The following is an 11,945-nucleotide window of genomic DNA, read 5'->3' as shown; positions in this document are numbered from 1 at the left end:
GCGGGTTGCTCGGGTGCCGGGCTACGCCGCCTTCAGGAAACTCGTCAAATCTGTGTAGCCAAGCTCAGCGCTACGCCGGCTGCTCGTTTCGCGTTACGGCGAGCGACATTGCGAGCTTGCTGATGTCCCAGATGAACCCCGCAAGTTCGCGTGCGACGGCGACGACAGCGATGTTCACATTCTTGCCGCGTGCTGCCAGCTTGCGGTATCGGCGGCAGAGTCGGACCTGTGCGTCCCAGGCACGGTCGAGGATGCGTTTGGGGATGCCTTCATGTCGGCGCTGAATTTCCGGGCTCACGCGTGCCGGGTATCTGTAGCTCCAGGCGGCCTCGACGAGCAGCTTTCTTGCATAGCTATTGCCGTTCTTCGTGATGCTGCCCTGACGCCGCCGCTCACCCGAAGAATGTTCTGAGGGCGTCACGCCCAGCCAGGCCATCAGTTGACGCGGGTGCTCGAAGCGGGAGAGATCTCCCAATTCGGAGAGCATGCCCACGGCGGTGATGAACTGTATGCCGCGCATGGTCTGCAGACCGAGAATGGCCGGATAAAATCGCCAGCCGACGACAGCTTCGTGCAGGGTCGCCTCGAGGCGCTCACATTGCGCAAACCTGTCTTCGATCGTGCGACGGCACTCGTCGAAGGCCAGTTGCTGCCAGTGGTTTGGGAATGCAAATACGCTTATCCATCGCCGGTGCGCGGGACCCCAGTTGGCGTTACCTGAGTAGCGGACTCCATGCGATAGCAGGAAGGACTTCAATCGCTGGCGGGCCTGTCTGAGATCTGCTTTCGCTGCCGCCCATGTGCGCGCCAGGTCCCGGAACGCCTCATCTTCAACATCCGGCACGTGTACCGCTGACAGGTCGCCAGCGCGCAGTGCGCGTACGAGCTTGACCGCATCGCGCCGGTCCGTCTTGACGCGCTCGCCCGGTTTCTTCGGGATCAGGGACGGCGCGCATACCACGCAGTCGAATCCTCTTTCAACGAGCTCCCTGTAGAGTCCGTAGCCGCAGGGGCCGGCTTCATAGACAACGCGGACATGGCGCGCCTTCGACTGAACACGCTTGCACAAGCGATCGATATCCGCCTTCAGCGTTCCGATCTTGCCCAACAGTTCCACGTCGGCCATATCGATTGCGTACGCCACCGTGATCGACTCCTTGTGAACATCCAGACCGACAAACACCGTGCTATCGTGGTTCACGCTGGCCTCCGCGCTGGAAATCGCCGGGGTGTGCCCTGTGCACATCGTGCGGCTCTGGCAGTGATGCTAACCCGCGTTTGGTTCCTCACGGCGGGCCAGCCACTGGCTCACGGAAAGTCATACTGCCTAAACCCGCCAGTTGCGTGCGAACGCGCGTGTGCGACCTTTATCGGAGAGTCGTGTTTGATTGATCGCTATCGCTTACGAAAATTCGCAGACTGTTCCGTAATAGGAATGAACCTGGAGCGGCCCATCAAAGACGGCCAATGCCTCAGGTCGTCCAGGATTCAGCCATCCTCGGCCATCGATGACGACCATCAGCGTGAACGTTGTATGCCGCGTATTCGCCCCTATCCAGCGGGTCACATGGACCCGGGCAAAGGACTGGAAGCGAGGACGGCAGCGGCAACGAGCACACCAGTCAGTACGACCGACTCGACATGCAAGACCGCAGCAAACCGTTTCAGCGGTCGAACAGCCGGTTCCGGTGGCACTCCATTCAACAAGGTCAGGAGGGCCGGCATCTCGAAGAACCGGTTGTGTCCGCCGAGCGATGCGGCGATGAGCACAAGCAAGAATTTGAGCAATAGCACTTGCCCATAGAACGACGTCAGCAGGCTCTCAGGTGTATTCATTCCGCGCCAGCCGCTATACGCGCCGGTGACAAAGAGGATAACCAGCGCGAGCGTGGCGGTATCAGACAGCGACTGAACGAATGCCGCACTGTTCGCACGCTCGGCGACGGGGGCATTGAACATGCGCGGCACAACGATATATGTTGTCACGAGAACGAGTCCGACCCACACGCTAATAGCGAGCATGTGCAACCAGTCGACCCACACCGGAAGGCTTAGCACACCCGCATCGACAGGGTGGCCCGCGTGACTGCGTGACATTGCGACGCTCGCGAGCGTGAGCCAGAGCGCCGCCTTGAAGCGTATCGGATGCCCGGACTGCGCCAGTGAAAGTACGAGTGCTATCAGCAGCGAGACTGCGCCTGCCAGCCATGCGTGACCAAAGCCGGTTTCCATCAGCATCGAGCGAACGGCGGGCCCCGCATCGACGAGCGAGGATTCGCTCATCAGCGCGCAATGAATCCAGAATGCAATGGCACTGGAGACAAGCGCAGTGAACGAACCCATGCGCAAGGTGAGGAGCAAATGCCAGCTGACACGTGTCTGCCATCGCGATGTTCTGCGAGACAACCATGTGTCACATAGCAATGCGCCCACAAGCACGGTGAAACTGATGTTCTGGAGCGCCACAAATGCCAACCGCAAAACGCCGAGGGAACCGTCGTTCATCACTTCACCGCAAAAGTGTAGGTGCCTTTCGTCTTGTGAGCGTCATGTGTCATGACGGCCCATTGCACGGTGTATGAGCCAGAAGCAAGCTTCGGAATCGCAACCAGCAGCACGCGCGGGTTCGAAGCGTCGACTTTGGCTTTTTCGTTGGTCGCGGGAGTGCCGGATGAATCTACGACCTTAATCATGCTGAACGAAGACTCGAGGTCCTCGTTAAAAGTGAGGCGGAGCGACGCTGGCGATGCATCGACTGTGCCGCCAGCCGATGGCGTCGCGCTTTCCAGTTTGCCGTGGGCAAATACAAGCCCGGGTGAAAGCACTAACGTGGTGACCGCCGCTGCACGAGCGATAGCGTTACGCATCAAGGCGTTCATGATTGTTACCTCCCTTGTTTGAATCGGGGTGCTCTCGTTGTCCTGGCACCCCATTGGATACTCATTGCTTCTGCAGCTTCATCACCGTGAGTGAGCCGTCAATCTCCTCGGCGACGAAATCGATCTTGTCGCCGACCTTCACCTGGGACAGCATGGCCGGGTCCTTGACCTTGAACACCATCGTCATCGCTTCCATGTCGAGGTTCTCGAGTGGACCGTGCTTGATGGTCAGCTTTCCAGCGGTGACATCCACTTTCTTGATCTCGCCGTGCGACATGCTGCTCTTCGCGCTCGAGCCCTGTTGGGCACCGCTTGCCATATTCATGTTGTCCGTGTCACTGGCCGCATAGGCGCTTGCAGAAACAGCTACGGCACACCCCATCACAATCGAAGCAATCGCGTTCTTCATTACGCTCTCTCCCACAGTTGAAATAACAAATCCCGGCTGGCGTCATGTCCAGCCCTCCACGAAATCAGTGATCGGGCAGCTCACCTGTGTACTCGTACGCAACGGTTCCCGCCGGGTGTCTGAACCAGCCCGGGTCGCGGTAATCGTTACGGCCGAGTCCCTCACGCACTTTCACGACGGTGAACATGCCACCCATTTCCAGCGCGCCAAATGGCCCGGTGCCCGTCATCATCGGGAGCGTGTTGTCGGGTAGCGGCATCTCCATCTCACCCATCGAGCCGCCGGTACTGCCCATCGCCATGTAGTCCGGCACGAGCTTGTTGATACGTTTCGCCAGGTCTTTCTGCGGTACGCCAATCAGGTTCGGGACCTGATGCCCCATCGCATTCATCGTGTGATGGGACTTGTGGCAGTGAAACGCCCAGTCACCGGGCCGGTTTGCCGTGAACTCGATGGCGCGCATCTGACCGACTGCAACGTCGGCTGTCACTTCCGGCCAGCGTGCGGAAGGGGGAATCCATCCACCGTCGGTTCCTGCGACCTCGAAGCTGTACCCGTGAAGATGAATGGGGTGATTGGTCATCGTCAGATTGCCGAAGCGGATGCGCACCCGGTCTCCTGCGCGTACGGGCAACGGGTCGACGCCGGGAAAGACCCGGGCATTCCACGTCCACATGTTGAAGTCCGTCATTTCGTTGACGCGTGGCGTGAAGCTCCCTGGGTCAATGTCGTAGGCGGACATCAGGAACACGAAGTCGCGGTCCACCTGCATGACGCTGCGGTCCTTCGGATGCACGATGAACGTGCCCATCATCCCCATGGCCATCTGCACCATCTCGTCGGCATGCGGGTGATACATGAAAGTGCCGTGCTTCTCGAGCTGGAATTCATAGACGAACGTCTTGCCGGGCGGGATATGTGGTTGCGTGAGACCGCCTACGCCGTCCATCCCGGACGGCACCAGCATCCCGTGCCAATGAACCGTGGTGTGTTCCGGCAGTTTGTTGGTCACGAAGATGCGGACCTTGTCGCCTTCGACCGCCTCGATGGTCGGCCCAGGTGCCTGGCCGTTATAACCCCAGAGATTTGCCTTCATGCCCGGAGCCATTTCGCGAACGACCGGCTCGGCGATGAGATGAAACTCCTTCCAGCCGTTCTTCATCCGCCAGGGCAACGTCCAGCCATTGAGCGTTGCCACGGGCGTATAGGGGCGACCATTTGGCGGCACAAGCGGTGGCTGGGTCGCCGTTTTTTCCATGATGGCCGCTTCCGGAAGTGAAACTGCTCCCGCCTTGCTGACCAACGCCGCGCCGAGGAGCGCCGCGCCTGAGCCGCCGAGAAAATTTCGACGTGAAACCATGTTCATTTACCTTCTGAATTCGTCGACGATGCGGGCTGCGTCGCGGGAGCAGGCAACGGCGAGTCCCGCATCGGAGCCGGTGCTGGTTGTGCGGCAGGTGCTGGCGCTTCAGCGCTGCGCGGTACGTCGGGCGTCTGCCCCATGGCAAGCGGCGGAAGCCGGCCACCCAGCGACTGTTGAAGGTCCGTCTCAGCAAGCCAGTACTCTTTCAGCGCGTCGATGTATCCGTTGACGGCTGCGACCTGGTCGCGCGAATCGGCGAGTAGCTCGAATACGCTTGTCAGCATGCCGTTGTAGCGCAGCAGCATTTCGTCCGAGATGGTCTTGCGCACGGGCACGACTTCATCGCGGTAGTGCCTGGCAACGTCGTAGCTTGTCGCGTACGCGGAGTACGACTCGCGAACCTCGGAACGGGCGTCAATCGCCGTCTGGGCGAGCCGGTTCGCCGACTGCATGTAGATGGCTTCTGCCCGCGCGACTTTCGCGCTGCCCCAGTCGAAGATGGGAATGTCGACGCTGATTTCGTACCCGTGCTCGTGCCCCTTGTCGGTCTCGAAGTTGTCGAGATAGCCGACCTCCAGTGCATTGATGAACCGGGTTGCCTTGCTCAGCCCCAGCGAAGTTGCAACGCCTTGTGTTCTCAGCTTCGCCGCCTGAATATCCAGGCGGTTTTGCATCGCGAAGCCCTCGGCGTCATTCAGTTGAGGCCTGTCCTTCGGGAGGTCAGGCAAGCGGTCCGGCAGCTTGTACTGGGTTCCTGCACCCCACAAGCCCATCGTTCGTGTGAGCTTCTCCCGGGCTACCACGGATTGCTGTCGGGACTTGGCCAACTGTGCGACCGACTCAGCGTAAAACGCCTGCTCGCGCGCATAGTCGAGCTTGCTGAAACTGCCGGCCTGACGCATGCGCAACGCGAGCTCTGCCCCGGCTTCGGCCGAGTCCGTGACCTGGGCCGCGTAAAGGGCAGACTGCTCCGCAGCTACGGCGTTGACGTAGGCTCTTCGGGCATCAGCAGCGACGATGAGCATCGCGTTGGCCGTCTCGAGCTTCGTCTGCTCAAACCGGCGACTCTCAATGCGGGTCGCCACCGGCAGAGTAAGCACGCCCAGTACGCCCATCGAGAAGGTTCGGCTGATGCTGATGCCATCGCTCCAGTGCGTTCGACTGAACGTAAATCCTGGATTGGGTAGACGACCCGCCTGCACGAGGTCGGCCTCGGAGATACCGAGTTCGGCGTACGACGCCTGGAGTCCCCGGTTGTTCAGCAGCGCGACCTGAACGGCATCGTCCATACCGAGCGGCTTCGACAGCAGTTCCTGAGTGCGCTTGAAAACGGCGTCGCGGTCTTCGTCGGTTCTGACGTAGACGGCATCCTTGCCAAGCCGCTCCGTCGCAGTGGTTGATACGGCGTTGAATCCCCCGTCCTTGGAGAACGTCGTGCAGCCGGCGAGGAATGCAGTTGCGATAGCGATGCATGCCACGCGGTTCGGAGCGAGGTATCGAATCATTTCGAATCGCCTCCGTGCCCGTTCTTCCCCTCTTGTGGCGACCCGGCTTGTTGACCGTGCTTCGTTCCGGTCTTGCCGTGACCGGGCGCGACAGCGCGATTCAGCTGTGTCCAGCCTGGTGCTTCCCCGTCCTGCCAGGATTTGTAGCCGTCAAACGCAGACTGCACGGCGACAGCCGGGACCGATGCGCCCGCATCTGTCGGGTCGGGCACAGCAGTCGTGGCGTGCGCGAGCAACGGCAACACTGCGCCCGCGCCGATAAGCGCCGCAGATATTGTTCGCATGAATTTTTCTCGTCGTGAACCATCCGGAGACCATGACGGGCTCCAGAAAGACTTTCCGGTCGCAGCCAGCGGCCGCGATTGCGTGGATTAGACGAGAATGGCCCGGGGAGGACGTTCGATGCCGCCGGTCAGGAACAATACGACGCGGGCATCTGTGGGCAATCGAACGGAGAAATGAGTCAGGTCAGCCGAAGCGGAAAATGCAGACACAGCGGGTAGCGCCGCACCGATGCAGCACGATGCGCAGGTAAGACACGCGTGAGCATGGTGGCCGCCGCTATGGTCGTGGCCATCGTGGTCATCAACATCTGCCACGACCGCATGTTCATCCATCGTCCCAGACTGGCCGATCTGGTGAGTGACGGATTCGTCATCGGCCACTTCCGAAGGCGCGCAAATCATCGAGACGGCCGCAAACGACTGAACCGGAAGGCTCAGTGCAAGCAGCACGACAAGAAGGAGTTTGCGCCAGTAGGACATGGGTGCAGAGTCTAGCACGGGGTTAAGTCGTCTGTAAGCACGTGAACGTGTCAGTGTGTAACGCCATGGTCGTTGGAGCCTTCTCACGGATGATGGAGCGATTACGGAGTCCCGTGCTGCATGATTCGTCAGCTGACTATTGAAAAACATCAAGATGCGGCGACGGCCACGGCGACCTGCCTGGGGCTCGATGTCATAGAGGTTGCAATGCAAATTCTCAGCGCACCGGGTCACGCCCTTTGGATGTCCTTCACGATGTCGTGGACAGATTTTGTGGGGACTCAGCCTCGGGTTCCCGTTCTCCGCTGTCATTGAAGTGACGGTGTCGACGTCCGGGATGCGGAGGCTGTTGCCTGATAACTCGCCACGTTCATCAACGCTTGCAAGCCTGTTCGGTGCTGCGTCGTCATCCTGCTCCTATGCCAGGATGGCGATTCACGTCCGAACGCCTCGCAGCCGCAGTGCGTTCCCGATGACGGACACCGAACTCAGCGCCATCGCGGCACTCGCGATAATCGGGCTGAGGAGAATGCCGAGCCACGGGTAGAGGACGCCTGCGGCAATGGGGATGCCGATGGCGTTGTAGGCAAACGCGAAGAACAGGTTCTGGCGGATGTTCTTCATCGTCGCGATGCTCAGGGACCGAGCGCGCGCGATGCCGCGAAGGTCGCCTTTTACAAGCACCACGCGTGCGCTGTTCATTGCGACGTCCGCGCCCGTCCCCATCGCAATGCCCACATTCGCCTGAGCAAGCGCAGGGGCGTCGTTCACGCCGTCGCCTGCCATGGCCACGATGCGCCCCGACTTTTGCAGTTCCTGGACATGCCTGTATTTGTCTTCCGGCAGAACGCCTGCCTTGACCTCATCCAGGACCAGAGACGCTGCGACCGCACGAGCCGTGACCTCGTTGTCACCTGTTAGCATCACAATCCGCACCCCGGTTGCCTTCAACTGCCGCACAGCCTCCGGTGTCGTACCTTTGACCGTGTCAGCCACGCCGATATAGCCTGCCAGCTCGCCGTCAATCGCGAGATACATGACGGTCTGTCCGGCCTCGCGCAGGCGGTCCGTGTCGTGCTCCACAGACCCGCAATCAACGCTCAGGTCCGTCATCAACCGGGCGTTACCCAAGGACGCCGCGTGCCCACCAATTTTTCCCGTCACGCCCTTGCCCGGCAAGGAGTCAAAGGTGTCGACATGTGAGGTCGTGGCTCCCGCTTCTTTCGCAAACGTCGTAATTGCCTGCGCGAGCGGGTGCTCGCTTGCGCCTTCCAGGCTGGCGGCATAGCCGAGAATCTGCGATTCCTGTCCGGGATGGACCGCCACCACCTTCTGAACGCGCGGCTTTCCCTCTGTCAGCGTACCTGTCTTGTCGACAACGACGGTGTCAACCTTCTCCATCAGTTCGAGAGCTTCCGCGTCCTTGATGAGCACGCCTTCCTGGGCACCCCGGCCAACGCCGACGATGATGGACACGGGCGTTGCAAGCCCGAGCGCGCAGGGACATGCAATGATGAGCACACTAATGGCGACGACCAGTGCGTTTGCGAGCGCGGGAGTGGGTCCTGCAACAGCCCAGACCAGGAACGCAGCGACCGCGATGCATAAGACTGCCAACACAAACCAGCCGGACACCTGGTCCGCGAGCTTCTGGATAGGCGCACGGGAACGGCTCGCGTCCGCGACCATTTGCACGATGCGCGCGAGCAGAGTGTCGGAGCCAACCTTCTCCGCGCGCATCACAAACGTTCCCGTCTGGTTGACCGTTGCACCCGTCACCTTGCTCCCTGAAACCTTTTCCGCAGGAATGGATTCGCCAGTAATCATCGATTCGTCGACGCTCGAGCTTCCTTCCATCACCTCACCGTCTACGGGAATCTTTGTACCGGGCTTTACGCGCAAGATGTCGCCCACGACAACCGCATCGAGAGAGACAGTCTCCTCCACGCCATCGGGCCTGATGCGAACCGCCGTGTGCGGGGCGAGTTTCAGCAGGTCACGTATCGCGCTCGACGTGCGTGAGCGCGCGCGAAGTTCGAGCACCTGCCCAAGCAAGACCAGGGTCACAATGACGGCAGCCGCCTCGAAATACAGGGGCAGCTCCTGTCCGTGACGGAATGCCTGAGGTAAGGCGTCGGGGAAAAACAGTGCGAACACACTGAACACATAAGCAGCCGCGACGCCCACCGCGATGAGGCTGAACATGTTCAGTCGCCGGGTCACGAACGAATTCCACCCGCGCTCAAAAAAAGGCCAACCGCCCCACAAGACGACAGGCGTAGCGAGCAAGGCCTGAATGCATTGGGACCACGATGTCGTCATCCAGTGCGGGGCACTCGAGAAAAGCCCATCGATAGCTGAATCGATGTCGAACGGCAGAATCATCTTGCCCATCGTCATCATCAACAGCGGAATCGACAGAGCAAGTCCAACCCAGAAGCGTCGGCTCATCGACTCCAGTTCGACGTTTCGCTCCTGTGCCCCGGTCGGAAGCACTGGCTCAAGCGCCATGCCGCAGATAGGACACGACCCGGGAGCAGACGCGCGTACTTGCGGGTGCATCGGGCACGTGTAGATAACGCCGGTATCCGGCGCAGGGATGTTCCCCTCGTCCAAGGCCCCGTGTTTGTGGGCGACGCCCCCGCTCGCCCGTTGCGAGTCCCCGTGAACATGCGTATGCGATGAGACCATTGTGTGCGTCCCCGACTCAGCTTAATGAACGTCGACCGTATTGTCCCCGTACAGTCGCGGAACAAAGCGCGGCGTGTGTGATGCGTACTCTCGCCACGCATCTCCGAAGCGCGCTTCCGAATCGCGCTCTTCCTGTATTGCGAGCCTGACGTACATGAACACGAGTATCGGAAACATCAACAGCGTGATAAGCGTCGGCCACTGCAGCAGGAAGCCAAACATGATGACGATAAAAGCAACGTACTGCGGATGCCGGATTTTCGCGTACGCACCAGTTGTAGCAAGCTGTCCCACGCGTTGCGCTTCATATAGGACGTGCCACGCAGTCGACAGCAGGTAAAAGCCGCCAAAAATAAAAACCATGCTCAGGATGTGCGGAACCGCGAAATGCGGGTCACCGTGTCGGCCCGTCATCGTCCACCAGATGTGTCCTGACTCGTGTGTGAACAGATTTGTTTGCGGAAAGCGTGTCTGCAACCACCCCGATAAAAGATAGATGGTGAGCGGGAACCCGTACATCTCCGCGAAGAGCGCGACGACAAAGGCAGAAAATCCGCCGAACGTTCGCCAGTCGCGTCCGGTCGCCGGCTTGAAAAAGCTGAAGGCGAAGATGATGAAAACCAGCGAGTTGATGACGACCAGGCTCCAGAGTCCGTAGCCGTTACCGATGCTGCTCATGGTCGCCTCCGTCTTCCGATGCCCGTTCTGCATTTGCTGAACTGCGATTACCATGCCTGTGACCATGCCCGTGATGCATGAACAGATGCATTAGCGGGCACGAGAGCAGCAAGAGATACGGCAGCACGCCCAGGAAATGCGCCCTGTGCTCGGAAAAGAGCAGGAACAGCGCGATGGCGGAGAACACCAGCAGCGCAATCGCAGACCGCGACTTCCAGAAGGGGCGCGAGTCGTGCGTGGTTTCGTCCATGGTCAACTCCGGTTACACGTAGAACCTGCTTCCCTGTAGGCGGATTCTGCGCAGACTGGCGGTCCATCATCGCCTGCATCATCATTTGCATCATGTCCAGGCGCATCTCCATCATCCGGTGCTTCTGGCCTGACATCGGCATCCTGCGAGTGCTGCTTCATCATGTCCATCATGTGCATGCCGCTCTGCATGGATTACATCTGCTCATCCATTAGCGCGGCGGGCGCCTCGGCCGTATTCGCGGCCATCCATTTTTCGTGCATTGCCTGCATCTGCTTCATCGGCTGGTCAACGCCCGCGAGTTTTTTGCTCTTTGCGGACGGCGCACTTGCCGCCGCCGGGTAGTGAGCTTTGTGGGCGGCAGCATCCGTCGCCGGTTGAACGCCAATCGCAGTTCCAGCATGAAGTACGAGAAACGACGCACCAATCAGTGCTAGCCGTTTAGAAAAAGGGCATTCGTGCCTCCGTGAACACGGTTACAGGCAATTGTTCTTTTGCACCTGCTCCTTTCAATGTACCCCCGGGCAGGCTGCCCTCGTTGATTTAGCTCAAGCGAACTTTCCAACTGAAACAACCTCGCAGCAGGCCTCGATACGGAGCACCGCCAGGCGACGCGCCCTTGCAGGCCTTGATGTATGTCAAGCCACGGCGCGTGCGCCACCGTAGGATGGAAAGAGAGAAGCGTGCACCGTGGACGCGACGGTTGCACGTGAATCACGACGAATCGAGGAGTCTCCCTATGCCAGGCAGCCAGAAACTCTCCAGTGGCATCCGACGCTTCGTTCGGACGGCTTTCACGGCCTTGGCTTTGGCGTCGGTCACAGCTCTTGCCGGATGCGGCTACAACGCCATCCAGACCGAAGACGAACAGGTCAAGGCGAGCTGGTCGGAGGTTCTCAATCAGTATCAGCGACGCGCTGACCTGGTGCCCAATCTGGTCAACACCGTGAAGGGGTATGCAAATCAGGAAAAGGACGTTCTGACGCGCGTCACTGAGGCCCGCGCACAGGTGGGTTCCATTCGGGCGACTCCGGAGATGCTGTCCGACCCACAGGCATTTGCGCAATTCGAGTCCGCCCAAGGTCGGCTCACTTCGTCTTTGTCCCGTCTGTTAGTGGTCTCGGAAAATTATCCGCAACTGAAGTCGGACGCGAATTTTCGCGACCTGCAGGCTCAGCTTGAAGGAACTGAGAATCGCATTGCAGTGGCGCGCAATCGGTACATAAAGTCGGTCCAGCAGTACAACTCGACTGTGCGGTCGTTCCCCAGCAACCTGACCGCCAAGGCCTTCGGATACCAGGAAAAACCGAACTTCTCGGTTGCGAACGAAGCAGAAATCGCCAGACCTCCGCGCGTTGACTTCGGCGCGGCTCCCGCTTCTGCCGGCGGAGCCAACAATTGAAGGC

At 59.9% G+C, this 11,945-nt stretch carries 11 protein-coding genes; 1 reads left to right on the top strand and 10 read right to left on the bottom strand.

Translation table 11 applies throughout. The features are described 5' to 3' along the window. Positions 1-70: 70 nt before the first annotated feature. The 10 genes from FRZ40_RS34960 to FRZ40_RS34905 form a co-directional block, all read right to left on the bottom strand. Positions 71-1,246, bottom strand: a complete 1,176-nt coding sequence (locus FRZ40_RS34960) for an IS110 family RNA-guided transposase (protein WP_420873845.1) — start codon at positions 1,244-1,246, stop codon at positions 71-73. A 317-nt stretch (positions 1,247-1,563) separates the two neighbouring features. Further along, positions 1,564-2,505: a copper resistance D family protein gene (locus FRZ40_RS34955; RefSeq protein ID WP_147237238.1), complete on the bottom strand. Its 942-nt coding sequence runs from the start codon at positions 2,503-2,505 to the stop codon at positions 1,564-1,566. Continuing rightward, positions 2,505-2,879, bottom strand: a complete 375-nt coding sequence (locus FRZ40_RS34950; RefSeq protein ID WP_028368314.1) for a copper resistance CopC family protein — start codon at positions 2,877-2,879, stop codon at positions 2,505-2,507. Before FRZ40_RS34950 ends, FRZ40_RS34955 begins: the two co-directional genes overlap by 1 nt. A gap of 61 nt (positions 2,880-2,940) precedes the next feature. Further along, positions 2,941-3,288 (bottom strand): copper-binding protein, encoded by a 348-nt coding sequence (locus tag FRZ40_RS34945; RefSeq protein WP_028368315.1) that lies wholly within the window; start codon positions 3,286-3,288, stop codon positions 2,941-2,943. Between the two features lie 64 nt (positions 3,289-3,352). Then, a complete protein-coding gene (locus FRZ40_RS34940) occupies positions 3,353-4,648 on the bottom strand; it encodes a copper oxidase (protein WP_147238503.1) in 1,296 nt (431 codons plus the stop codon). Positions 4,649-4,650: 2 nt separating this feature from the next. Further along, a complete protein-coding gene (locus tag FRZ40_RS34935; RefSeq protein ID WP_028368317.1) occupies positions 4,651-6,156 on the bottom strand; it encodes a TolC family protein in 1,506 nt (501 codons plus the stop codon). 371 nt (positions 6,157-6,527) lie between these two features. Then, a complete protein-coding gene (locus FRZ40_RS34925) occupies positions 6,528-6,920 on the bottom strand; it encodes a DUF2946 family protein (protein ID WP_147237237.1) in 393 nt (130 codons plus the stop codon). A gap of 435 nt (positions 6,921-7,355) precedes the next feature. Continuing rightward, positions 7,356-9,611, bottom strand: a complete 2,256-nt coding sequence (locus tag FRZ40_RS34915) for a copper-transporting P-type ATPase (RefSeq protein ID WP_147237236.1) — start codon at positions 9,609-9,611, stop codon at positions 7,356-7,358. A 21-nt stretch (positions 9,612-9,632) separates the two neighbouring features. Further along, complete coding sequence (locus FRZ40_RS34910) at positions 9,633-10,289, bottom strand: methyltransferase family protein (protein ID WP_147237235.1); 657 nt, start codon at positions 10,287-10,289, stop codon at positions 9,633-9,635. Next, positions 10,273-10,539: a DUF2933 domain-containing protein gene (locus FRZ40_RS34905; RefSeq protein ID WP_147237234.1), complete on the bottom strand. Its 267-nt coding sequence runs from the start codon at positions 10,537-10,539 to the stop codon at positions 10,273-10,275. Before FRZ40_RS34905 ends, FRZ40_RS34910 begins: the two co-directional genes overlap by 17 nt. A 739-nt stretch (positions 10,540-11,278) precedes the next feature. Between FRZ40_RS34905 and FRZ40_RS34900 the strand changes: the two genes are divergently transcribed. Then, entirely contained in the window at positions 11,279-11,941 is a 663-nt protein-coding gene (locus FRZ40_RS34900; RefSeq protein WP_240057429.1) for a LemA family protein, read from the top strand. The last annotated feature ends 4 nt before the right edge of the window (positions 11,942-11,945 follow it).

The sequence above is a fragment of the Paraburkholderia azotifigens genome (assembly GCF_007995085.1).
Taxonomy (GTDB): Bacteria; Pseudomonadota; Gammaproteobacteria; order Burkholderiales; family Burkholderiaceae; genus Paraburkholderia; species Paraburkholderia azotifigens.
This window is presented reverse-complemented; position numbering and strand designations above follow the sequence as displayed.

What these genes read in the sequence shown, in the direction of transcription:
- FRZ40_RS34960 (WP_420873845.1), bottom strand. Translation starts at nt 1,246, where the DNA reads ATGTGCACAGGGCACACCCCGGCGATTTCCAGCGCGGAGGCCAGCGTG.
- FRZ40_RS34955 (WP_147237238.1), bottom strand. Translation starts at nt 2,505, where the DNA reads ATGAACGACGGTTCCCTCGGCGTTTTGCGGTTGGCATTTGTGGCGCTC.
- FRZ40_RS34950 (WP_028368314.1), bottom strand. Translation starts at nt 2,879, where the DNA reads ATGAACGCCTTGATGCGTAACGCTATCGCTCGTGCAGCGGCGGTCACC.
- FRZ40_RS34945 (WP_028368315.1), bottom strand. Translation starts at nt 3,288, where the DNA reads ATGAAGAACGCGATTGCTTCGATTGTGATGGGGTGTGCCGTAGCTGTT.
- FRZ40_RS34940 (WP_147238503.1), bottom strand. Translation starts at nt 4,648, where the DNA reads ATGGTTTCACGTCGAAATTTTCTCGGCGGCTCAGGCGCGGCGCTCCTC.
- FRZ40_RS34935 (WP_028368317.1), bottom strand. Translation starts at nt 6,156, where the DNA reads ATGATTCGATACCTCGCTCCGAACCGCGTGGCATGCATCGCTATCGCA.
- FRZ40_RS34925 (WP_147237237.1), bottom strand. Translation starts at nt 6,920, where the DNA reads ATGTCCTACTGGCGCAAACTCCTTCTTGTCGTGCTGCTTGCACTGAGC.
- FRZ40_RS34915 (WP_147237236.1), bottom strand. Translation starts at nt 9,611, where the DNA reads ATGGTCTCATCGCATACGCATGTTCACGGGGACTCGCAACGGGCGAGC.
- FRZ40_RS34910 (WP_147237235.1), bottom strand. Translation starts at nt 10,289, where the DNA reads ATGAGCAGCATCGGTAACGGCTACGGACTCTGGAGCCTGGTCGTCATC.
- FRZ40_RS34905 (WP_147237234.1), bottom strand. Translation starts at nt 10,539, where the DNA reads ATGGACGAAACCACGCACGACTCGCGCCCCTTCTGGAAGTCGCGGTCT.
- FRZ40_RS34900 (WP_240057429.1), top strand. Translation starts at nt 11,279, where the DNA reads ATGCCAGGCAGCCAGAAACTCTCCAGTGGCATCCGACGCTTCGTTCGG.